The organism is Vagococcus lutrae, assembly GCF_023299185.1.
Taxonomy (GTDB): Bacteria; Bacillota; Bacilli; order Lactobacillales; family Vagococcaceae; genus Vagococcus_A; species Vagococcus_A lutrae.
Genome location: NZ_CP097017.1, coordinates 1,801,434 through 1,825,835, shown reverse-complemented (window position 1 = coordinate 1,825,835; position 24,402 = coordinate 1,801,434). Strand labels below are relative to the sequence as shown.

The 24,402-nt window shown below is 37.9% G+C and carries 21 protein-coding genes and 1 tRNA gene; 3 read left to right on the top strand and 19 right to left on the bottom strand.

The genetic code is table 11. The annotated features are described in order from the left end of the window. Nucleotides 1-8 precede the first annotated feature (8 nt). The 6 genes from M2919_RS08795 to map form a co-directional block, all read right to left on the bottom strand. Nucleotides 9-3,269 (bottom strand): glycosyltransferase, encoded by a 3,261-nt coding sequence (locus M2919_RS08795; RefSeq protein ID WP_248848671.1) that lies wholly within the window; start codon nucleotides 3,267-3,269, stop codon nucleotides 9-11. Next, nucleotides 3,266-4,474, bottom strand: coding sequence for an ABC transporter ATP-binding protein (locus M2919_RS08790; protein ID WP_248848670.1), 1,209 nt, complete (start codon nucleotides 4,472-4,474; stop codon nucleotides 3,266-3,268). The genes M2919_RS08795 and M2919_RS08790 overlap by 4 nt, the downstream gene beginning before the upstream one ends. Before the next feature lie 12 nt (nucleotides 4,475-4,486). After that, nucleotides 4,487-5,296 carry an ABC transporter permease gene (locus M2919_RS08785; protein WP_202585633.1) on the bottom strand — a complete coding sequence of 270 codons (810 nt, stop codon included), beginning with the start codon at nucleotides 5,294-5,296 and terminating at the stop codon, nucleotides 4,487-4,489. Between the two features lie 211 nt (nucleotides 5,297-5,507). Continuing rightward, nucleotides 5,508-7,421, bottom strand: a complete 1,914-nt coding sequence (locus M2919_RS08780) for an LTA synthase family protein (protein WP_248848669.1) — start codon at nucleotides 7,419-7,421, stop codon at nucleotides 5,508-5,510. 145 nt (nucleotides 7,422-7,566) lie between these two features. Further along, nucleotides 7,567-8,460 carry a YihY/virulence factor BrkB family protein gene (locus tag M2919_RS08775; RefSeq protein WP_248848668.1) on the bottom strand — a complete coding sequence of 298 codons (894 nt, stop codon included), beginning with the start codon at nucleotides 8,458-8,460 and terminating at the stop codon, nucleotides 7,567-7,569. A 24-nt stretch (nucleotides 8,461-8,484) separates the two neighbouring features. Further along, nucleotides 8,485-9,243, bottom strand: a complete 759-nt coding sequence (gene map, locus M2919_RS08770) for a type I methionyl aminopeptidase (RefSeq protein WP_202585627.1) — start codon at nucleotides 9,241-9,243, stop codon at nucleotides 8,485-8,487. Nucleotides 9,244-9,387: 144 nt separating this feature from the next. On the opposite strand from map, the gene M2919_RS08765 reads away from it, so the two are divergent. After that, nucleotides 9,388-9,834, top strand: coding sequence for a flavodoxin (locus tag M2919_RS08765; RefSeq protein WP_023606867.1), 447 nt, complete (start codon nucleotides 9,388-9,390; stop codon nucleotides 9,832-9,834). 48 nt (nucleotides 9,835-9,882) lie between these two features. On the opposite strand, the gene M2919_RS08760 is transcribed toward M2919_RS08765, so the two are convergent. Beyond that, on the bottom strand, nucleotides 9,883-10,455 hold the full coding sequence (locus M2919_RS08760; protein ID WP_248848667.1) for a TetR/AcrR family transcriptional regulator: 573 nt from the start codon (nucleotides 10,453-10,455) through the stop codon (nucleotides 9,883-9,885). A gap of 194 nt (nucleotides 10,456-10,649) precedes the next feature. Between M2919_RS08760 and M2919_RS08755 the strand changes: the two genes are divergently transcribed. Beyond that, complete coding sequence (locus M2919_RS08755) at nucleotides 10,650-11,882, top strand: aminopeptidase (RefSeq protein WP_248848666.1); 1,233 nt, start codon at nucleotides 10,650-10,652, stop codon at nucleotides 11,880-11,882. Between the two features lie 51 nt (nucleotides 11,883-11,933). Here the strand turns inward: M2919_RS08755 and M2919_RS08750 are convergent. The 10 genes from M2919_RS08750 to M2919_RS08705 all read right to left on the bottom strand — a co-directional run bounded on the left by M2919_RS08750 (nucleotide 11,934) and on the right by M2919_RS08705 (nucleotide 20,276). Continuing rightward, nucleotides 11,934-12,007: transfer RNA gene (locus M2919_RS08750), tRNA-Arg, on the bottom strand. A 68-nt stretch (nucleotides 12,008-12,075) separates the two neighbouring features. Further along, nucleotides 12,076-12,489: a DUF3284 domain-containing protein gene (locus M2919_RS08745; protein WP_126760827.1), complete on the bottom strand. Its 414-nt coding sequence runs from the start codon at nucleotides 12,487-12,489 to the stop codon at nucleotides 12,076-12,078. A gap of 15 nt (nucleotides 12,490-12,504) precedes the next feature. Next, nucleotides 12,505-12,684: a DUF3188 domain-containing protein gene (locus tag M2919_RS08740; protein WP_023606863.1), complete on the bottom strand. Its 180-nt coding sequence runs from the start codon at nucleotides 12,682-12,684 to the stop codon at nucleotides 12,505-12,507. An 18-nt stretch (nucleotides 12,685-12,702) separates the two neighbouring features. Then, nucleotides 12,703-12,927 carry a hypothetical protein gene (locus tag M2919_RS08735; RefSeq protein ID WP_248848665.1) on the bottom strand — a complete coding sequence of 75 codons (225 nt, stop codon included), beginning with the start codon at nucleotides 12,925-12,927 and terminating at the stop codon, nucleotides 12,703-12,705. Nucleotides 12,928-12,989: 62 nt separating this feature from the next. After that, complete coding sequence (locus tag M2919_RS08730; protein WP_248848664.1) at nucleotides 12,990-14,459, bottom strand: PTS sugar transporter subunit IIC; 1,470 nt, start codon at nucleotides 14,457-14,459, stop codon at nucleotides 12,990-12,992. A 90-nt stretch (nucleotides 14,460-14,549) separates the two neighbouring features. Then, nucleotides 14,550-14,864: a PTS lactose/cellobiose transporter subunit IIA gene (locus tag M2919_RS08725; protein ID WP_248848663.1), complete on the bottom strand. Its 315-nt coding sequence runs from the start codon at nucleotides 14,862-14,864 to the stop codon at nucleotides 14,550-14,552. A gap of 34 nt (nucleotides 14,865-14,898) precedes the next feature. Beyond that, the gene (locus M2919_RS08720) at nucleotides 14,899-15,219 is read right to left on the bottom strand and encodes a PTS sugar transporter subunit IIB (RefSeq protein WP_248848662.1); all 321 of its coding nucleotides are present in this window, start codon (nucleotides 15,217-15,219) and stop codon (nucleotides 14,899-14,901) included. Nucleotides 15,220-15,365: 146 nt separating this feature from the next. After that, a complete protein-coding gene (locus tag M2919_RS08715; RefSeq protein WP_248848661.1) occupies nucleotides 15,366-18,041 on the bottom strand; it encodes a sigma-54-dependent transcriptional regulator in 2,676 nt (891 codons plus the stop codon). A gap of 26 nt (nucleotides 18,042-18,067) precedes the next feature. After that, nucleotides 18,068-19,255, bottom strand: a complete 1,188-nt coding sequence (locus tag M2919_RS08710; RefSeq protein WP_248848660.1) for a DEAD/DEAH box helicase — start codon at nucleotides 19,253-19,255, stop codon at nucleotides 18,068-18,070. A 10-nt stretch (nucleotides 19,256-19,265) separates the two neighbouring features. Then, entirely contained in the window at nucleotides 19,266-20,276 is a 1,011-nt protein-coding gene (locus tag M2919_RS08705; RefSeq protein ID WP_248848659.1) for a Gfo/Idh/MocA family protein, read from the bottom strand. A gap of 160 nt (nucleotides 20,277-20,436) precedes the next feature. Here M2919_RS08705 and M2919_RS08700 point away from each other — a divergent pair, with 160 nt between their 5' ends. Then, complete coding sequence (locus M2919_RS08700; protein ID WP_248848658.1) at nucleotides 20,437-20,823, top strand: DUF4828 domain-containing protein; 387 nt, start codon at nucleotides 20,437-20,439, stop codon at nucleotides 20,821-20,823. A gap of 17 nt (nucleotides 20,824-20,840) precedes the next feature. Here the strand turns inward: M2919_RS08700 and M2919_RS08695 are convergent, their stop codons facing one another. Both M2919_RS08695 and M2919_RS08690 read right to left on the bottom strand, forming a co-directional pair. After that, entirely contained in the window at nucleotides 20,841-22,601 is a 1,761-nt protein-coding gene (locus M2919_RS08695) for an ABC transporter ATP-binding protein (RefSeq protein ID WP_248848657.1), read from the bottom strand. Further along, a complete protein-coding gene (locus tag M2919_RS08690; protein ID WP_126760846.1) occupies nucleotides 22,598-24,325 on the bottom strand; it encodes an ABC transporter ATP-binding protein in 1,728 nt (575 codons plus the stop codon). Before M2919_RS08690 ends, M2919_RS08695 begins: the two co-directional genes overlap by 4 nt. Nucleotides 24,326-24,402: the final 77 nt, after the last annotated feature.

Sequence of the window (24,402 nt, the reverse complement as noted above, 5' to 3'; positions counted from 1 at the left end):
TTCCAAGTTTATCTCTCCTCTAAAACATTTGGGTTTTCATACGGATTCTGATACACCCTTGCGCCCCACTTCTCTTCCAATTTTGTCATCGCTTCTGTTGCCAGTTCAGGATTCTCACCTAATACATTGATGATTTCTGTATAAGGCTGCCAAGCCACTTTCTTAGAAAGCTCGACTTGTACTCCGTAACAAATATCCAACCCTCTCACCACAACATCTTCCACTAACAGTAATGGTTGTAGCGTCAAATAATCCTGACGATTGACCATAAGGCACTCAGCTGTCAATGTATCCACATAACGCGGCAATGTGTTTCTAAAATAATAGCCCATGGACTGATTCGACAATCCTTCTTGTAAGAAATGAATGGATGAAGGGCGTTGACAAACAATACCTGTATTTAGCACAATATTTTCTGGTGTAATCATTTTACTTCCGACCACCGATACCTCTTCGCGATAGGCGTAATTAACCATTTCGTCTAACCAGCGTCTGTGTGAAGGTAATCTACCAGCTTCTAAGAATAGCAAGTATTCACCATCTAATGTCGCAGCATAGGCTTGTAAATCATCCGTCTTGATAATTTTTACTTTCTCTTGATCCATATAGGTAACTTTGTCACCGATAAGATGAATATCGTAATTCGAATAACCCGTTTTACTGATGACTTCTGTTATTGTTTGATGAGCACGTGTTTCATCTCCAGTTATGATGATATTTACCTTAGGCTGTCGAGTTAATTGATAATCAATTTTATATAAGCCGTAGTTTTTTGTCATCTTGACATCCCCACGTAAATTGCGACGTTTTAGAGCAGCAGCTAGCGCTCTTTCCCCTGCTACATACGCATATTCTTTACTTTGTGGATCAAAGGCCACTGATGTTTCGACCGTGCGCCAGTGATATAAAATTTTGGGGATATGATGAATTTTACTAGCTTGTTCTGTTGCTCGTAAAACAAAATCATAATCTTGGCTGCCGTTATATTCATTACGTAAGCCGCCTACTCGATTCAACAATTCACGTTTAATGACAACAAAATGCGTAATATAGTTATGCGCCAGTAGTAACTCTTCGTTCCAATTAGGTTTGAAGAATGGATCAAATCGAACGCCGTTAATATTGACTTTGTCTTCATCACTATACATGAAGTCAATGTCAGATTGTTCATTTAAAGCTTTAACGACTTCATATAATGCATGAGGAGCTAGCTCATCATCATTATCCATAAAACCGACATACTCGCCCGTTGCAATACCTATAGCAGAATTTGTAGCTTCAGAAATATGACCATTTTCTTCTCTAAAAATGATTTTTATCCTTTCATCTTCTTCTGATAGTTGTTGAAGCAAGGGACGAATATACGCTTTAGTCGAACAGTCATCTGCTAAACAAAGCTCCCAATTATCATAAAATTGATTTTGTAAGGAATTGACACATGTTCGCAACCACTTTTCTTCGACATTATAAACGGGAACAACGATTGAAATTTTAGGTTGTAATGTCCATGTACTGATTTCTTGTTTTATCTGCTCTTCGTTGAATTGTTCGTTCTCAGAAATCCATTTTTCATAGGCGTTTTTTTGTTCTTGACGAAGACGATAGCGTGACCACGCTTCTCTTATCCCTTCATGTTTGATAACACTTAATAGACGGCGTGCGCGAGTCGTCCATCTCGTTCCCTGAATGTTTCGTGTGTTTAGCAACGCATGATAAATATCTCCCGAATGATTTTCCACAAACATACTCAAATAATTATCCGCCTTATAATTTTCAATTTCTAAGATGAACCCATATTGATGTTTTGGATCTAAATCGAACATCTCATTAACATCCGCTCTAATTTGTCGTGTTAACTTATAAAGAATTCCCTCATCAAACCTTACTCCATATCTTAATGGTAGGCGATCTTTCTTACCGTAACCCCACCCTTTAACGATGGTTAAATGACGGTCGGCATCATATTCTAACGATTCGACATTATAATGCATCCACTGTTGTGCTTTTTGATTGGCGAAAACATTCTTTAATGATTGGACGATATATTGTCCTTTACGATGTCTTTTCCAAGCAGAACTGGTAATAAGCTGATTATACCGCTGTGTCATTAAATGCTTTTGATGTTCATGTTTTTGGGAGATTTCTAAAACTTCTTCACGTAAACTATCAATCTCTTCATTGCGATTTTGAATGGACGTTAAAAAATCAGTTTCCATCTGCGAAAATGTGCCGAATTTCATGACATCAAATTCAAAAGACAATGTTTCACCTTGTAAGTGGGCTACGTCAATAAAAAAGTGAGGATCATCTTCTTCAAACACATAAAGATTCCCACGGCGCCATACTGCGTTACTTGTAAAATTTTTAATGCTCTGGGTTCCTAAATTTATATTAAATTGCAGCATGATAGGCTCTTTCGGTAGTTCAACTTTGATTTGATGAACCCCTTCTGAAATAGTGCGTTCAAACCTTTTATTTTCACCGTCAACATTATTCATTAGAATCGCTTCATTTGCAATATAACCGTCGTAGACGTAAGTTAGATTTAACGAATGTACATGATTTGAATTCCGTGGCTGTTGAATTATTGGTTGTTCCATTGGTTCCAAACCTAGTGAGAAAAAGTACTGATAAACTTCTCCAAAAGGTCGAACTTTCATTTCATATTGCATCTCGAGCGGCAACTCATCGTAGGAGGCATTTATTTCATTTTGACCCACTTGGGCATAGGTGTAATCTTGTTCATGAATATAAAGTCCTGCATTTTTAAATGCCTCATGAAACCCACTCTCAGTATAAAAATGTTTATGTGTTTTATCTAGCAAGCCGAATTCTGCCCATGGTAATTCATTGTTTAGCAATTTAATTAAAACAGAGTTATGAGCGATATTTGGAAAAGTTATTAATATCTCACCATCTGGTTTCAAGAAATCTTTCACTCGACGTAATACCTCTTCAGGGTTTGCCAGGTGTTCTAGAACGTCTGCAAAAACAATATAATCAAATTGTCGACCTTTAAACGTTTCACACCACTCGAAAGATTCTATATCTCCTTTATAGCCATCTTGTGCTATTTTCATGACATGGTCAAATAAGATCTCATCGAATTCTACGATTGAGACCTCACATTTTTTTTGTTCAATTAGGTATTTAGTCATCCGACCATTACCGGGACCAAACTCTAATACACTTGTTTGGTCCTGGATTCTCGCAATAATTTTTCCGACACTACTACTTTCTTCCAGTGACAGTTCAAAATCATACTTCATCTGACTTGTCCTTTCCATTCATGATCTAACACTACGATACCTTCACCTACATATTTACCTGAGATAAACATGGTTAAATATTTTGTTTTGTATACAAGTGGGACGGTTGCATTTTCTTCAAAGACCGCGATATCGAAATAGTATTCGCCACCTAATAATGCCATTTTGTTATAGCGCAAATAGAATGTATTCATACCTAGTTCCCAAGGTATTTCTACTTTATCTAATAAGGTATTAAGACCACAAACATAATGATTGTCGACCGTACGGATGGCCACTCCTAAAACCGGTTTTTTAATGGCGGTATTTTTGACTTCGTAGTTCACTTCAACGATGATTTCTTCATCTTGCTCTACCATTTCAACTTGTTCATAATCGCTATTTAATAAACGAGCACTTTTAACTACCACATAGTCTGGAGAGGTGTGCTCTTCCACGATATTTTTTTCACGATCAACTGATTTCAATGATTTCTTTTTCAAATAGTTATCATAGCGCTCAGTGACCTCCATCGTTTCGCCTTCTTCAACTAGTACGCCATTTTGTAACCAATAGACACGATCACAAAAACGACGTACAGCATTAATATCATGAGACACGAACAGAATGGTTTTACCTTCATTACGAAACTCTGTAAACTTCTCCATACATTTAAGTTGGAATTCCAAGTCTCCTACAGCTAAGGCTTCATCAACAATTAGTATTTCAGGTTCAACATTAATCGCCACTGCGAAAGCTAGTCTGACAAACATCCCACTAGAATAAGTCTTCACTGGTTGATAGATATGATCGCCAATATCAGCAAAGTTAACAATATCTTCTAATTTCTCATCAATTTCCTCTCTCGAGAAACCAAGCACCATTCCATTGAGGTAGATGTTATCTATTCCATTATATTCTGGATTAAAGCCTGAACCTAATTCTAATAAGGCTGCTATTTTACCATTCACTTTAATCTCGCCACTGGTCTGTGTTAGTACGCCTGTAATAATTTTTAAAAGAGTAGATTTACCAGAACCATTTTCTCCAATAAAACCTATCATTTCGCCTTCTTTCACAACGACATCTAAGTCTTTTAATGCATAGAATACCTCATGATAAGTTTTTCTTAATGGATGTAGGGCTTCTTTCAATCGGTCTTTCGGTTTCGCGTACATTTGATACTCTTTTGTTAAGTTTTTAATTTCAATTGCGTTTTTTTTCATTTATAAAACTCCTTATAAGACGTCAGAAAAATGAGGTTTTAGTTTATTAAACATTCCAGATCCTAGTACTAACATAATAATCGTAATTGCCCAGAAATATAATGATAAGACAGGACGATCGAAGAACCATGTTGGCTCACTAAAGAATGCACTTCTGTATCCTGTAATCACATAGTACAACGGATTCAATTTGAAAAAGAATTGGACTTTTTCTGGAAATTGATTAGGACTCCACAATACTGGAGAAGCCCACATCAATATTTGCATGATCATTGCTATGAACTGAGTGATATCAGCAAAAAACGGTTGAATAGCTGAAGTAATCCATGTTAAACCTGTTAGGAACATGATCATACAGAACAGATAGTAGATAAGTTCAAACGTTTTAAATGTCGGATAGATACCATTAATAATACACACTACAACGGCTACCGCAATAAAAAATAGATGAGTATACAGGTTTGAAAGTAATTTTGCTGTTGGCAAAATTTTAATATTAAATACGACTTTCTTAACAAGATAGCTATACTCTCTCAAGGCATTCGTTCCTGACGTCAATACATCAGAAAAGAAGAACCATGGTACCATACCAGTTAATAAATACGTGATAAACGGATAGGTGCCATCTGTCATTGGAGATTTTAACCCCACATCAAAAACAAGCCAATACGTTATCACTGTTACAACTGGATTAATAAACGCCCAAAATATACCAAACATCGATCCTGCATATTTCGCTTTAAAATCATTTAGTGAAAACTGAAGTAATAGCTTTCTATTTGTATATAAATCTTTAAAAAAACTGCTAAAATCTTTAATCATCTTCATTTCCTTTCCATTCATCCATTTCATACACTTGTATTAGTTTATCGAAACTTGTCGTAATACAAAAGAATAATCCCTTGATTTAAGAAATACTTAAACCCATTTTCATTCTAACATTCATATTTTACAGAAACATCCTTTGTTTATCAAGTTTATATCTAGATTAAAAAGAATACCCTCCATTGTTTGAAACAATGGAGAGTTACTGTTAGTCGGGTATATTAAAAAACTGATGAGTTTGAGCGTATCCATTGCCTTTAATACTATCATACTGGATTAACTCATAATCTTGATAGGCTGGCAATTTTTCCAAATCGGCTAATTTTATTTTTCTCCCTGCAGCATCTAACTGGAATTTTTTCGTTAGTGCTTGTACTTCTTCGTTCAGCTCACTAACTAAAGCATAGAAAGGTGATGTTCTCATCCCCATCATTTCTAACACTTGAGGTGTCACAAAATTTAAACTAGTTGTACCTAGCTGAATATTTTTTGTTCTTTCATTTGTTGCATAGATAAGCAACGGCGTTTGATAATCAATTAATTGATTATCATAAACATCCCCATAAACATCGTGTCCAGGATAATGATCCCCAAAAAACACCACAACTGTATCTTCTTCCAAGTTATTTAAACCTTGAATAAATCCTTCAAAAGCATTATTACTAATTTCTAACCCTTTTAAATATGTTTCCATTTGTTCTCTTTTTTCATCTGTCATAGGGATCGTCGGATCAATATCATAAGGCCCAATAAAGGCATCATATATGTGCTCATTATAAGGTTGGTGGTTTTGCATCGTTATTGCCATCGTAAAGGTTGGCTGTTCTGCTTCAGCTATGTCCTCAACGACTTGTGTCAATAAGGCGTCATCCGATACGTAATACGGATTAACTGCTTTACCAGGATATTTCACGTGATCTTCATCGATAAATTTTTGGAAACCTAGCTTAGGATAGTTTGTTTCTCTTTCATAAAAGTGACCAAAAAAAGGATGAACGCCGACAGTTTCATAATTTTGATGTTGTAGGAAACTAGCAACAGACGGAAATGATTCTTTAAACGGTAAAATCTGCTGATACGGAATGGTGTCTAAAAAAGACATGGAAAAACTTGTTAATAATTCAAACTCCATATTAGCTGTACCACCGCCATATTCCCCAACCAATGCTTCTCCTGCGGTTTCTTCGTCCATCAACTGCCGAATATACGGAATGGGATCGCGATTGATAGGATAAACATCTGAACGTTTAAGTGGATCTATAAAAGATTCACTTAATATGTAAACGACGTTGGGTTGGTTGTTTTCTCTCGTTTCATTCATTTGTGCAGCTTTTTCCGTATACGTTTGGATGACACGGTTCATTTCTTTTTCTGTATAATTTGTCTTATCAAAATGATCAAACGATTTTTCTTTCATATTATAAACAAAGGTTAAGAGGTAACCGTTATTATCGATTTTTTCTTGGGTTGTCGTACCTTCAAAATTGGTATGAAAAATGGTAGTCGTTGCTTTGAATATATTCGACTCTTTGTTAGAGATATTTGTCATGATTAAAATACTGCTTAATGCCACAACCAAAATGCTGATACGTGTTATATAGTATGTTTTTTTTGTAAAATAGTCCAGATTACCTAATCGAAATTGATAATGTTTTCTGAAATAATAAGTAGCAAAAAGTCCTATTCCTAACACTACGATGGCTATAATAATAGTTTTTATCAAATCAGTTTTATCCACCATGTCTAATAAACCTGCTGCATTTTTCGCCAGCCCTAATTCTTGTGGCATGATTGGTTCATTCCGAGCGATAATTTTTTGTTGATTACTAAACGTAATAATAGCCACAATTGTTAAAAAGATCATCTGAGCAAAGATAATGTTTCCAAAGAGCATTATCAATACGAGATTAACCAGTCCAACAATCAAAAAGCTTAATACAAAAGGTCCTGTATGAACACTAATAAAGTCTTTCATATGGGTCGCATTTCGTAACCACTCGCTATCTAAAATAAATATTGTGCCTACTAGTGTATTTAAAAAGGTTAGGGCATACATTACAAGCGTAATCATTCGATGGCGGTCATGTGCCACCCTATTTTTAAAATGTTCTTGTTTGCGCATCTTACAACTCTACTTTCTATTTTCTATCTAATATTTTTCGTCTCAATCTATTATTGTAAAACTTTTTAACAATTTTGGCAATTTTCTTATTTAACAATACAAAAAAACGAGTGGTTTATTAGAAACCACTCGTCTTTAACCTCATTTATTTTTTAATTTTCTTCTTCACATCATGAAAAACAGAATCTCTCACTTTTATTTCTCCTGAGGTGTATTCTTCAGTACTTGCATTTAAAATACCGCCAATAATAATGACACTAGCAGCAAAGTTAAACCACAACATGACAATGATAAAGCTTCCGATAATCCCATAACTTGAAAAACTACTTGCAAAGTATTTCGCGTAATAGCCAAACAACTGTGTTAACAACATCCAACTAACCGTAGCAAATAAAGTTCCTGGAATAATCGAACGCCATTTTAATTTTGCATTTGGTAATAATGTATAAATTAAAAGCATGGTAATAAACAATGTAATCAGAATCCCCGGCCATTTTAACGTCCCAAATTTATCTGAAAACGAGGCAATCACAGGGAAATACGGTGTCAAATAATCAATAATCGTCTGACCTAATGTAAACACTACTGTTACTGCGACCACCATCATCATCAATCCGAAAATGATGAAAAACGATAAAATTCGTGAAATGACCATATTACGTGTTTTAGCTAACCCATACGCTTTATTCAAAGCCAAGCTCAACGCATTGATACTTTTACTTGCCGCCCAAAGTGTCGTAACCGCTGAAATAGATAATAATCCGCCACTCGAATTTTCAAGTAAATTGCGAATTGTTCCCTCTAACAGGTCGAAGACTGTCGGTGGGATTGCAATTTGTAAATAACCTAACATCGTTTCTGGATCTATCTTCAATAATGGTAATAAGTTTCCTAAAGCAATCATTAACGGAAAGATAGATAATAACAAATAATACGCAATAGCAGAAGAAGAGATACCTATTTCCGCATCTCCCATACGTTCTTTGAATGCCTCTGCAAACCGCTGTAACTTTTCTTTTTTCGTCTCCTGACTCCCCATGAGTGTTCTCCTTATTAGAAAGGGTTAAGCTCCCTCTCCTTGATCCGTAAGCACAAGTGGTCCTTCTTTAGTAATCGCAATCGTATGCTCATACTGACAACTTAAACCACCATCTTGTGTACGTGCCGTCCAACCATTGTCATCCATCTTCATCTTCCAAGTTCCCGTATTCACCATTGGTTCAATCGTAATAACCATGCCTTCTTTCAAACGCAACCCTTTATTAGGCTCTCCGTAGTGAGGAACAGCTGGTGCTTCGTGAATGGTCGGTCCAATACCATGGCCGATAAAGTCACGTACGACGCCATAACCTTCACCTTCAACATAAGTTTGAATCGCATGTCCAATATCCCCAATACGATTACCCACTTGCGCTTGCTCGATACCGCGATATAACGCTTCTTTCGTTACATCCATTAGTCGTTCTAATTCTGGTGTCGCTTCTCCCACGACATACGACCAACAAGAATCTGACATAGCGCCATTTAAATCGACACACATATCAACTTTGATTAAGTCGCCATTTTTTAGCACTTCTTTACGAGGGAAACCGTGGCAAATTTCATCATTGATACTGCAACATGTCGCGTACTCATATCCTTCAAAACCAATTTGAGCAGGAATACCACCTTGTTTACGAATTAGTTCATCGACAAATACTTCAATATCCCAACTTGTAATTCCAGGTTTAATAAAATCGCGCAACTGACGATGAACTTCTGCTAATACTTCTCCAGACTTCGCCATATTGTCAATTTCTCTTTGTGACTTTAATGAAATCATTTAAACTCTCCTCACATTCTCTTTTCTCTTCATATTTTAGCATACCCCCCATATATTACCAAACTGAAAAACTTTCACTTTCACTATGTGAAACATTTCGTTTTCTGTTATAATGAAAGAGAATTTGTATAAGGAGGAATGAAGATGGCTTTAGTTAAAATTGTATATGCTAGTCTAACTGGGAACACAGAAGAAATCGCGGATATTGTTGCCGAAGCCTTTGAAAATGAAGGACTAGACGTCGAAATTAACGAGTGTACACAAGTCGACGCCGAAGATTTTTTAGAGGCTGATATTTGTGTCGTGGGTACATACACATATGATGAAGGTGCTTTGCCAGACGATATTGTCGATTTTTACGAGGATTTAAAAGAATTAGATTTAACAGGTAAGCTTTACGGGGTTGTGGGATCTGGCGATACTTTTTACGAGATGTTCTGCTCATGTGTTGATGACTTTGACCGTGTTTTTAGTCAAACAGGTGCTACAAAAGGAGCCGAGTCGGTAAAAGTCGATTTAGCAGCCGAAGAAGAAGATATTGTACGATTAGAAGCATTTGCGTCTGAATTAGCATCAAAAATAACAGAATAAAACAAAAACTCAGCTTTTAACATAACAAAAGCTGAGTTTTTATACGTATTAAGCAGGTTGTGTGTAATAATCATCTTGCTCTAAAATGCTGCGAATCGTACCATTCACGGCTTTAACTAGTTCATCTCGCGATGGACGATAAAGATTACCTGAAGATAGCGTTGCAATACCTGTAGCTGTCAACCACGTTTGCGTAAAGAGGCTGTCTTTAATCGATTGTTCTAAATCACGATATCTTAAGTCTTTATTTAAATTTTGCATGAATAAACGACGTCCATAGTCCACTACATAGTGTGATTCTGGATAGCTTTCCGTATAAATAGCTCGGTACATCGTAGGTTCATTAATCGCAAATTCTACATATGAAATGGAAAGATCTAAAATAGCATCTCCCAAGATTACGCGAGAATAAATTTCTTGTTCAAGCCGTTCATTCACTTTATTTAAGACTTCTTTTCTCAAATCGCCCATATTTTGAAACTCTAAATAAATGGGTTGAGTTGAACACTTCATCTTACTAGCAATACGTCGGGCGGTAAAGTTTGAAAAACCTTCTGTTGCAACAATGGTATAAGCAGCACGTAAAATTTGCTTCTTGGTGATTGTTTTCTTTCTTGCCATTTTTTCACTTCCTTTATCAGTTTTATAATAATATTATTAGATAAAAGATATAATATCACAAAACGTACGTTTTTAAAAGAACATTTTTTACGATTTTTACTATTTAACCGTATCACTTATATCTTCAATTGTTGCGTTTACACAAATATGCTATGATAGAAAACATATCAAACTAAAATTAGGAGTGAGAATAGATGGAAAATTTTGATGTGCTTTTGGATAAATATGCGACACTCATCGTCAGTACTGGTGTCAATGTAAGCAAAGGTCATACAGTTGTTCTACAAATTGATGTGGAGCAAGCACCTTTAGCGCGTTTGATTGTCAAGAAAGCATACGCAGCTGGAGCGAAACAAGTCATTGTAAACTGGTCAGATGATGCCGTTGCCCGTGAATTTTTAGCACATGCTGATGAAGACGTGTTAAAAACAGTTCCCGACTATAAAGTCGCCGAGTCTGAAGCATGGATTGAGGCAGGGGCTAGTCGTATCAGCGTAGTGTCACGTGACCCTGAAGCCTACGCTGGTTTAGATACCGAGCGCATTGCTATGCATCAACTAGCGATGGGGAAAGCAATGGTCAAATTACGTGAAGCAACACAAGCAAATCGCGTGAGCTGGACGGTCGTAGCTGCTGCTGGCAGTGCTTGGGCGAAAAAAGTTTTCCCTCACCTTGCAACAGAAGACGAACAAGTAAACGCATTATGGGATCAAATCTTCAAAACAACCCGTATTTATGAAGAGGATCCTGTCGCGGCTTGGGCGCAACACGACAAAACGCTTTGGTCGAAAGCGGATGAATTAAATGCGGAACAATTCGACGCTTTGCATTACACAGCACCGGGTACAGATTTAACCATTGGCTTACCTAAAAACCATCGTTGGGAAGGCGCTGGCAGTCTGAACGCACGTGGCGAAAAATTTATGGCGAATATGCCAACAGAGGAAGTCTTTACTGCGCCTGACAATCGTCGTATTGATGGCGTCATCGTTAGCACGAAGCCATTAAGCTATGGCGGTACTACGATTAGTGGTATGACGTTTACTTTTGAAAATGGGAAAGTTGTCAAGGCAACGGCCGATGAAGGAGAAGACGTTTTATTAAAACTTTTAGAAACCGATGAAGGCGCTAAAAGTTTAGGTGAAGTGGCGCTTGTACCACATCAATCCCCTATTTCTCAATCAGGCATTATTTTCTACAATACCCTTTTTGATGAAAATGCTTCAAACCATTTAGCATTAGGGTCTGCTTACGCCTTCAATGTTGAAGGTGGAACAGAGATGTCACAAGAAGAATTAGCCGAAGTGGGATTAAACCGCAGTGCGACACACGTAGACTTTATGGTTGGTTCCGATAAAATGGATATCGATGGTATCCGTGCTGACGGAACACGCGTTCCAATCTTCCGTCAAGGTGAATGGGCATAGTCTAATTATACAGAAACACCCCACAACATCTTCTGTTGTGGGGTGTTTTTACGCTCTCGACTGGAATTGAACCAGCGGCCTATCGCTTAGGAGGCGATTGCTCTATCCGACTGAGCTACGAGAGCAGCTACTAGATGATTGTATCGAATTTCTTTTCGTACTGTCAAGCCTACTTTTCATCTGTACTGCTTTCTTAATAGCCTTCTTCCATCATCTCAAGCATTTTTTTGAAACGTCGTTTACGAAAATAACCAAGTAAGATACCGACTGCCATATCATTTAGCTTTTGCATAAAACCATAGGATGTCATCGACTCGCGATATGTTACTTGACACGTCGTCTCTGTTAACGGCTCGATATCGTATTGCACGACAAACTGATTTTTCGTTGTCGAGGTAGTAAAATGATAGGCTCTATTTTCTTCTGCTTTATCAATTTTAATTTTCGCACGGTTGTTTTTACCAAAGTCTTTAATATACTCATATTGATCTAGACGTTGACGCGGCACCGTTTTCCCAGTGTTTTGGCGAATATCATGAATAACAGAATCCATTATTTGTTTATATATATATTCTGCTGGAACTTTCATCTGACGTGTGATTTCCATCGTTTATCCCTCACTTTATTCTTTCTTTCCTTTTTTTTCATCTTGCTTTGCTTTATAAACTAACGCCGCTCCGACAACGATGAAAAAAATACCGGTCACCATTGATAATAAATTATACTGAAGAGTCGTCCGGTTTACACTGAACATAAAAATTAACAAGCCGATACTTATAAAGAATAGTCCATTTTTGGTCATCTTACCTCATCCTTTTCTTTATTTTGCTGCTTCAGCTTGCAAGTATAGCACACTACCCCATGGTTGTGCTTTTATCGCTTCTTTGGCTACTTTAGCGGCACGGTCTAAGTCAGTCGCATTTGTTTCAAAATACAGTTTAATCCCTTTTTTCTCTTTAAATGAGAAGGTCATGTCTTCTTGATTTAAGCTGTTTAATAGTTCAATAATATTATCGTGTTGCATCGCTACGTTTATTATAATCATGTTTTTCTCTCCTTTAAATAAGAAAGGTTACTGAAGAGACTTCAGCAACCTTCTTTTTTGTTTTATTCTTCTGGTTGCATCTTGTTGGCTGCAATAACAAATGGTGCCCAGATTAAGAATGTCGCAATCATCGCTACAAGTGAAACGATTGGCGCACGCCAGTCAGCACCTGTTGCTAAGAATGGTAATAATAGTGGTGGTACTACCCATGTCACGGCTTGTGATACAGGGGCAACTAACCCAGCAGATGTTGCTAAGTAACCGATAGCTGTTGAAACAACTGGAGCTAATAGGAATGGAATAAACATAATCGCATTTAATACGATTGGTAAACCAAACATTATCGGCTCATTAATATTGAATATTCCAGGTCCTAAAGCTAATTTACCGATAGTTAAGTAATCTGCACGTTTAGAGAAGATTAAAATAGCAAGGATAAGGGTAATCGTACCACCTGATCCACCAAACATTGTGAAGGCATCAAATGAACCACGTACCCACATAAATGCTTTTCCATCTTCAATCGCTGCTAAGACAGCGTCTGTTCCTGTTTTACCTGCATAACCTTTTTGGAAAATGTCAATGTTAATTAATTGAGCTTGTCCAAAGACACCTTCTAAAATCGGTGCCATAACGTTTGTTCCGTGAATTCCGAAGAACCAGAACAACTGAATCATTAATTGAATTAAGATAACAGCGCCTAAACCTTGAGAAACCCCCATCAATGGCTTGGCAATTGTTTCTTGTACCCAATCAATAAATAATTGACCGTCCATTAAGTTTGTAAAGAAGTAGTTGAAAATAGCAATAACGTATAATGAAACTGTTGCTGGAATAATTGCAGCAAATGCTTTAGAAACAGCTGGTGGTACGCTATCTGGTAATTTAATTGTAATATTTTTTTGCATTAATTTAGCAAAGATAATAACAGAGACAAAACCTAAAATCATCGCTGTAAAGAATGCGTTACCATTCAAGTGATCGAGTTTTAACCAACCCCAAGAATTATTCGTGATCGTCGTAAAGACTGTATCGACTTTAGTTACTGGATCTGTCACAGTTGTTTCGCCAATGACTGAACCAGCATTTGCTAATACATCTAAGGCTTTTTTGTTTAATTCGCCCTGTTCTACTTGTACAGCTGCAGGAGCAGAAAATGCGATACCTTGAATAAGTGCTGCTAATGAAACGATACCTCCTGCTAAGTCGTTAACGCCGTAAGCTCGCGCTAAGTTAAATCCAAATGAAAAGGCAAAAATCAAACCGGCAACGGCGATGGTACCATTCCAAACGAAACCGTTAATCCCAATAATTTGACTGATAACGGGAATAGAACTTGGATCATACCCTTCAATAAATTGGCCTGGTAAATCACGAATAATCGCGTTAATCATAACAGCAATAGACCCTGCCATCGTAGCAGGCATGGTTCCAATAAAGGCATCACGCAAAGCTACTAAGTGCTTTTCTCCTCCGATTTTAGCGGCAATCGGTAGAATGTACTTCTCTAACCATGAAGTTAAAGCGTTCATATAAATCTCCTCCTACTTAAAATTTATTAATCAATTAAAATATTTAATTGAAATCAAAGTGTAGCCTGAAAAATCAGGCGTGAAATAGCTTTATTTTGCTATTTCACGATGTAAATCGATAATTTCTTTTGCCAAATCTGTAAACGCAATGGCAGTCATTAAGTGATCTTGACTATGGACGGTTAAAAGCGTTACCGTCATATGTTCACCTTGTGCTTCTTTTGTTAATAATCCTGTTTGAGAATGATGCGCTTCAACTAAAGAGGCTTCCGCACTTTCTATCTTAGCGTCTGCTTCGTCAAAGTTACCGGCTTTTGCTGCTTGGATAGCTTCCATCGCGTCACTTTTTGCGTTACCAGCGTTGACAATTAATCCCATGATGGATTCTAAATTTCGTTCTTCCATCTTACTACCTCATTTCTTTCACGTTCGTGGAGTCTTACTCTCCCATTATTTTTAAAGCTTGATCTAACACGTTTTCACCATTCATCATGCCATAATCTTTCATATCAATGACGTCTAATGGAATATTCATAGGTGCTAGTTTACCTTCAAATTGTGCTTTCATAAAACGCACTTGTGGTCCTAATAATAAGACATTGACGTCTTTTTCTGCTAAATGATTGTCTGCGTCAGATGCTGATACTGCAAAAATATCCGTATCTAATCCTCGTGCTTCGGCTGCTTTTTGCATTTTTGTTACCAACAAGCTTGTGCTCATTCCTGCTGAACATACTAACATAATTGTTTTCTTTGACATTTTTTTGTCTCCTCTCATTTTTGTTGACACTTATATATAAGCAATAACCGTGCCAACTTTAAAAGTTAGCACGGTTACTGTCACAACAAGGTTTGTCTTGATAGTTTTATATTACACACTGTATTGCACAGTTTACACACAGTGGGTTAATAAGATTGTTTAATCTTATTTTCAATAAACATTTGCGCAATATAAGCAATTTCACTTTCGGGTATTTCAAGGTGATAACGCTTTTCAACAGGCATTAAGTTAGACTGTACTGCATTATAGGCAATCAAATGTTTACGTTTGAAACGTTCCAAATCGTCAAAGTCACGTTTTTTTACTCCCGTATTTAGAGCTTCCACCAAAAAGGCTAGATGAATAAGGATGGCCGCGTCAATTCCCGGTTCAACAATGACTTGCATATCTGACTGTATTTGACGAATTTGATGTTGTAAAAGTAATAATAACTCTGAAACAGACTCGATTGTCGTCATCGTTCCTTCTAGAGAAGTAATAATCTGACCGATTGATAGTTCATTTGCCGCTAAGCGTTTTAACTCATTGAGCTTATCATTGTTAAAAATATCAAACGCTGAAAAGAACGGAATGTTTTGATACTCAATGTCAACAGTTCCAACAATCGCTTTAATATCATATTGTTCCATTAAACGATCGATATGCTTTTTAAAGGCTTCTTTTTCTAAGAATTGCATTTGAATAATTTCTACTTCATCCGTATTGACCACTGGTTGAATGCGTTCATATAATTTTGTGGCGACCCCTTCTCCCGTAAAACACGTCACAATCACAGCTTTATCGCGTTGTTTTTCCGGTCGAAACTGTGTCCGCACGATATTTTCAAATGACATCTGGACATTTTGATAAATATCTTCTAGCGATCTACCAATGCTAGCCATTCGCACGGCTTCTAAGACTATCATGGTACTTACCATAGAAATTGCTTTGGTACGAACGCCCGTTTCTTCATAAATCATATTCCCAAATGTATTTAAAGACCCCATATCTGTTAATAACAACATCCCACTCGCCATTTGCTCTTTATGGTCAATGACATAGTTTTTTACTTGTTCATACATGTGCTGAACTTCCATTGTTAAAGGCATATTAAAAGCTGTTCCCGTCGTAGTACCCAATAATTCTTGAACGGCTTCTAACATACTGGAGGCCGTTGATTTTCCGTGCATGAGTAATACAATGGCTACTTGATTGTCTTGTGTTTCTTGTGGTTCAACTGTATCAATCGCCAAAAACATAGTAATAAAGCCAATTTCATCAAAAGGTATTTCAATCTCGTAAGCTTCTTCAATCATCGCGGAAAGGTCAATTGCCACCTTAAACTCTTTTTTATAGTGAATCCGAATATCGTTTAAGTTTGGATGGATGATACTTCGATTGTCTTTAATCCGCTCTAGCGTCCCTTGCAAATGCAAAGCAAAGGTGAAGCGTGCTTTTTCATGATAGGAGCGATCGAGACGTTCTTCTGCCGCATCGTATAAACGATTGGTCATTTCCCATACTTCGGGTTCAATCAAATCTTGATGAATATTGCTGCGTGCCAGTTCATCAACATAAGCTTCAAAATACTGGTCGACGTTAGCTTCAATGTACGACTCCAAATCCAGTGTTTCCAGTTCTTGTTGGGTCAAAGTTGACACTTTTTCTTCTATTGTACTGTATACACTCATATCCCTTGCAGGGTCGAGTGACCAAACCACTTCATTTGCTCCCGGTTCAAACGTTAAATAATGACTATTCTTATCGACAAAACGGTCGATACGTTCTGGCATTTCTTTAATCTTTAATAACCCTTTTTGGACTTGTAAGGGTAAATCTTTTTGATGAATCGTCAAATAATCCTCTTGATGCGTGCGATAGTTTAAAAAAGCTTTCGCACAGACTAGTTTTAAATCGCGTTTAACTTGTCCTATATTCCCTTCAGCATGGTAAAGCATGAACGCTAAAATAGCTTCGCGCTCAACGATAATCTTTTGCTGTAAACGGTCGGCTTCTTGTTTAATAAAAAGTGTGACGATTTCATATCGTTCATCAATCGAACGCTCACGTAAAGGTGGTAAAGTAATCGACATAGGGATACGACGATTAAACGTCGTTAAAAACATATCCGAGTTTTCAGTCGTTGCACCGATAATCTGGACGGATGCCTCGTGGACTTTGGCACTTTCTCCTAGCGGTCGATATTCGCCCTTATCAATAAAAGTAAATAACATCTCTTGACCCTCAGGTGGCAAGCGATGTATCTCATCTAAGAAGAGAATACCGCCATGCGCTTCAGCCAACAGCCCTTGACGATCCTCATTAGCACCGGTATAGGCTCCTTTTTTTACACCAAAAATATGAGCGAATAATAATTGTGGATTTTGAGCATAGTCGGCACAGTTAAAGGAAACAAAAGGTGCGTCATCCTGAATACTTTCTGAGCTGACTGCAAAACGATACATACATTCGGCAAACAGTGATTTCCCTGTCCCTGTTTCACCAAAAACTATCGTATGCAAGCCTTTCGGTGGATACAAAATCGCTGCTTTCGCTTGCTGAATACTAACACTTAACGACTCATTAGCACCGACTAAATTATCAAAAGTTATATCAAATTGTTCTGTTTTCGTTTTTTCTGTCACAGTAAAAACAACCGGGCGTCCTTGCGAGCGAGCAACCCGTTGTTCTTTAACCAGTTCATTTAAATAGCGGCTAACATTACTGCGTTCTAAATCCATAGCATCGGCGATATCATTGGCTGTCCCTCCGTTTGCCATAGTAGCAAGCGTGCGGAATATTTGTTCTTTTCGATTCGACATGTTATCCCTCCGACTGACGACTCATTTTATCTTTTTTTACGAGTTGTACGTTTTTTCTTTTTATCTTTATTGTTTTTATGACTAACTGGCCCTTTCGGTAGACTTTCATGTAAAGACCCACCATGTATGAAACGTTCTGCTGTCACTTGCTCCATCTCTTTCATCATGCGACGGTAGTCACGTTCCTCATGTTCACTTAAAAGCATGATTACACGACCGTCCTGTCCCATACGACCTGTACGACCACTCCGATGCAAATAACTTTCCGCATTATAAGGCAAATCGTAATGGACGACATCTGTGACTCCCGGCAAGTCCAGTCCTCGTGCTGCCAAATCAGTTGTCAACAATAGTGACACCTTTTGCTCTCTAAACAAGCGTAAGGCACCTTCACGTTCAAACTTGGACTGGTCGGAAGCTAACGTCACATTTGGTACACCGTCAAAGGTCAATTTATCCGCAACTACTCCTAAATCTTCGACTTTCGTAAAGAAAACTAAAACGTGTCGTTGGTCAAAATAAGCTAAGTGCTTTAAAACATCTTTTTTACGACGCGACGCTGTCTTAATATAAACGTGTTCCAATGTTCCTTGCGAGGTATCTTCCACCGTAACATCTATCACCTTCATCTCACGACGAACGAGCGCTGACACAGGTTCGATAACTTTATTACCAGTAGCTGAAACAGCCACGATTTGACACTCGTGTTGGATGCGCTGTAACACATTTTTAGCCGCATTTAGTTCTGAATGGCTTATCAACTGGTCGACTTCATCTAACACCACTGCTTTTAAAAGGTGAGCTTTGATTTTTTTCTGTTGGACTAATTCCCATACACGACCGGGTGTCCCAACAATGATTTCTGGTTTTTCTTTCAAACGTTCGATTTGTCTCTTAATATTTGCCTGACCGATTAACGTCGTCACGCGTACGTCATATTCTTTTAGCCACTCGCGCCACACTTCACTCACCTGCATGGCTAATTCTTGCGACGGCACGAGAACTAAGACTTGCGTGCCTTCTTTTTCTTGTATTTTAGTACTTAATGGCAAAACGTAACTTAACGTCTTACCCGTTCCCGTTGGTGAAATTCCAATCACTGATTGGTCTTCCATTATTTCATCCCACATTTTCTCTTGGATTAACGTGGCTTGGGTAAAGTGATTATTTTGCCATACGGCACGTAATTTATCTGGTAGTGACTGCTCTAACATAGTGTAACTCCTATTCATTTGATAAAGAATCTACGTCAAATTTTAAATCCGCTTGTTGACGTAATTGATACATGAGACGGTGGACTTGTTGACCTAATTCTAACCATTTACGGTACGCCGCTTGAATTGTTTCATCATCAAGATGAGTCATTACATCGGCAAAGACATTCGCTTCTTCTACCATTGGGTTTGTCTCTTTCGTAACAGGAATAGCCTCATATTCACCACTTATACGGTCGTAACGCTCTATCTTTTCAATACTATTAGTCGCATTCAAGCGAATAGTCTGATCATAGCCAATAATTTCTGAAGGTAATTCACTATGCCCTACTTTTCCGGTCATCAAATTCACATCAAAAGTCGGGTAACGCAAAATAATATGGCCCGTTCCATCTACCCCTGTCGCTAATTTTTTCGCAAAATAATAAGCCTCTCCCGGTTCTCCAAACCAACTTACCGCTGCATAGATAAGATAAACGCCTAAATCCATTAACGCACCACCTGAAAAATGCGGGGAAAAGATATTGGGTTCTTGTCCTGCACGTACATCATCAAAGCGCGAGGAATATTTCATAAAACTAAAGTTTGCTGCAACAATTTCATCCATCTCATGAATCAGTTCGGCTACTTTTTTGAAGTTTTCTTCATGAATATGACGTGCGGCTTCAAAGACTTTCACACCTTGATGCCCAGCCAATGTCACAAGCTCGTCCCATTCTCTTTCATTCGCAACAGCTGGTTTCTCAACAATCACATGTTTGCCATGTTCAATTGCTTGTTTCGCTTGGGTAAAATGCAAGCTATTCGGTGAAGCAATATATATCACATCCAACTCTTCCGATGCAAAAAAGCGCGTCAAGTCATCCTCAAAAAGTGTTGCGCCATACTTTTCACCAAATGCTTGTGCCGTCGCTAAACGACGTGAATAAACTCCAATACAAACGTAACGTTTTGTCCCTAGTGCTGCCTGTACAAACTGATCGGTAATCCAATTTGTACCGATAATCCCTAATTTTAACATCATCTTACTCCTTTATTTTATGCCAATTAGGCTTTTTACGTTAGAACTCTTTCCTCTCCATTATACACCACTTTCTATTTGTGCGTATAGTTTGCCCTTTTAACTAGATTTTTTTTTAGCATTCCGTTATTATAATAATCATAAAAAAGGTGGGATTTATATGAGAACAAGTATATTTATTATCACTTTAATTCTATTGACGTGTGTTATTTTTTTATTCGTTATCATGATTGATTTTTTTCAACAAAAAACAGATGCCAAAGAAAATCGTTTAATGTGCCCACAACATTTTGTTGGATCTTGGCAATATATGGATTTAAAACGAAAGCAACGTATTCACTTTCACATTAGTCCATCTTATAGTCTTATTCTTAATGGTAACCCAATCAAAGCGACTGTTGTTTTCGTTTCTCCTACCTTATTTATTTTTAAAGATTCATATGGCTTTACTATGAAATTACATTATTTTTCAGAAGAGTACTCTTACTTATACGATGAAGCTAATGAACGTTATTATCGTGTAAAAAAAGTATCCACCACCTCATGAGGTGGTGGATACTTTTTTTATTCTGCTTCTTCTGAAAACTGTGAATGATACAGCTGCTCATAAAATCCTTTTTGTGCGAGTAGACTATCGTGTGTCCCTTGTTCGATAATTTTCCCTTGATCCATTACAAGAATTAAATCTGCATCTCGAATGGTAGATAGACGGTGGGCAATCACAAAGCTCGTCCGTCCTTCCATTACTTTCGCCATCGCTTTCTGAATCAGCCACTCTAAACGGGTATCAACGGAACTCGTTGCTTCATCTAAAATTAAAATTTTAGGATTAGATATAATCGCACGAGCAATCGTTAATAGCTGCTTTTGACCAAGTGAGATGTTGCCACCTTCTTGGTCAATCATCATCTGATAGCCACCTGGCATCGTTCGAATAAAATGGTCCACGTTGGCTGCTTTAGCCGCATCTACGACTTCATAGTCTGTTGCATCGAGTTTACCAAAGCGAATATTTTCCATAATCGTATCATGATACAACCACGCGTCTTGCAAGACCATTCCGAATTGCGCACGCAGTGACGCGCGTGGAATGTCTTGAATGTTCACGCCATCGATTTTGATTGCGCCTCCTGTGACATCGTAGAAACGCATTAAGAGATTTATAAACGTTGTTTTCCCAGCTCCCGTAGGACCAACAATCGCTACTGTCTGTCCAGGTAACACTTCAACATTTAGATTTTCTATTAATGGACGATTTGGCTCATATCGGAAAGAAACATTTTCAAATGATACGCGCCCCGCGACTTCACCCGTGAAATCATGAATTTCGCGACGTGTTTCTTCTTCTGTTTCGTCTAGGAATTCAAAAATTCGTCCCGTCGCAGCTGACGCACTTTGTAAGACACCGGATAACTGAGTAATTTGTCCCATTGGTTGGTTAACTTGCCATACATATTGAATAAAGGCCTGTAAGTTCCCCACCGTCAGTGTGCCTATAATGACAAAATAACTCCCCATCACTGCTGTGACGATATAAGCTAAATAAGCAGTCAATTGCACAAGTGGCATCATTAAACCAGAAACAAATGCCGATTTAAACCCATAGGTCGATAATCGATGACTCGTCTCTTGAAATTCTTCATAGGCTTGTTGTTCGCGTCCAAATAATTTTAAAACGGAAAAGCCTGTAAGTGTTTCTTGAACGTAACCATTTAAATCACCAAGTGCTTTTTGTTGCTGTTTAAAGTATTTTTGCGAGAAAGATACGACAATTTTAGAAATTACGATCGATAGTGGAATCATCGTCACGCCAACGAGAGCAAGTTGCCAATTAAGAGCAAACATCATCGAAACGGCCGTCACGATACCTAAAAGCGCTGAGACCATTGCTAGAAAACTTTGTTGCATGGCTCCCGCTAAGGCATCGACGTCATTCGTCATCCGTGATAAAACATCCCCTCGCTGATGCGTGTCAAAGTAAGACACCGGCATGCGATTAATTTTTTGCGAAATATCATGGCGTAAGTCACGCATAGCACTTTGAACGACCTGCGTCATCAAGCGACTCGCTAAATACATACTCACACTGTATATTAACGCAATAACGGCCAACATCCCCAAGATAAACAGGATATAATCAAAATCAATGGCTTGATTCTGATCAAGATTTTCTTTAATACGTGTTGTTGGTAACCCTGTAACATAAGGAAAAATCGCATTCAAGCCTATGGCAATCAACTGAAAGAACAAAGCCGCGATAAACTTCACTCGGTAAACACGTAGATAAAACCACAAACGTTTTAATGTCTTAACAGATGTTTTCATGCTAATTCCTCCTCTGTTAATTGTGATGAGGCGATATCATAGTAAATCTGGTTGTTCGCCAACAACTCACGGTGCGTCCCAATTCCGACAACTTCTCCCTCATTTAAAACTACTATGCGGTCCGCTTCCATAATCGTGCTAACACGTTGTGCTACGATTAAGACGGTCGCGTCTTCGGTTTCTTCTTTTAGACGTGCACGTAATTTGGCATCAGTAGCATAATCAAGTGCAGAAAAGCTATCATCAAAAATATATATTTCTGGACGACGTATCACCGCACGAGCAATCGCCAAGCGTTGTTTCTGTCCACCAGAAAAATTCGCTCCTGCTTCGGCTACAGGCTCTTGTAACCCTTTTTCCTTACTAGCTACAAAGTCGGTTGCTTGCGCTACATCAAGAGCATAAGCTAAATCATCCGCTGTGGCATCAGGCTTTCCAAAGCGCAAGTTTTCTTCAATAGTACCTGAGAATAATAAGGCCTTTTGTGGAATATAGCCGATTTTTTGACGTAACGTTTGTAACGGATAGTCTCGGACATCATGCCCGTCGATTAAAATCCGACCCTTTGTGACATCATAGAAGCGTGGGATTAACTGAATCAAGGTGGACTTTCCACTTCCCGTACTGCCGATGAAGGCTACTGTTTCACCCGGTTTAGCAGAAAACGATACATCTCGAATAACAGGACTTTCCGTGTCGGGATAGGCAAAACATACATCTTGAAATTCAATGACACCGTGTGTCGTTGTTTGAGGTGCTTCGGTAGCAGTTTCTACTACACTTGGCTCTGTCTCTAAAACTTCTTGAATTCGGTTAGCCGATACTGCCGCACGTGGATACATCATAAAGACGATTGAAAACATCATAAATGAAAATAACGCATGGAAAATATACTCAATAAAAGCAATAAGTTCTCCCACAGCTAGGTCGCCCACGCTAATTTGAACGGAACCAAACCAAATCACTAATATCATCACGATATTAAATAGAAAGAAAAACGCTGGTTGCGCCGTCGCCATTAACGTAAACAGTCGAGTCGAGCTTGTCGCGTAATCTTGATTGACTTTAGCAAAACGTGATTCTTGAAACTTCTCATTAACAAACGCTCGAATAACGCGTAACCCTGAAAGATTTTCACGTAAAATACGATTTATATTGTCTAAGTTTTTCTGTTGGCTTTTAGAAATAGGCTCTGAACGCTTCGCGATGATTACAACGCCAAGTATCAGAAACGGAATAGCCAGAAAAACATACTTTGCCAGAGAAGCATTTTGACGTAAAATTAAAATCAAACTGGCAGTAAACATCATCGGTGTCATGAATCCAGTTCGTAAAATCATACCTAAAAACAGCATGACTTGATACGCATCGTTCGTCGTACGCGTAATAAGTGACGATACACCTAACGTTTCATACTCATGATGCGAAAACCCTTGAATATTAGCAAACATATCGTCACGAATATCAACCACGATGGAGGTCGTTAGTCGTGAAACAAAATAAGTCAAACACAAGTGTAAAATAATCCCAATCGTCGTAATGGCAACCATTGCCAATCCTAACCGTTTGACCACATCAAAATTTTGTTGATTGATTCCTTTATCAATCATTTGTGCTAATAAGGTGGGCAATCCTAACTCAATGATAATAAAACCAAAGACACTTAAAAAATTAAAAAACAAAAGTTTCTTATGTCGCATGGTATACTCCCACATTAACTTCATATAAGTCCCTCCTCTTTTTTTCGTAAAGTACACTACAATATAGCATATTTGGAGATAAAAGAATATGAATTACCCTC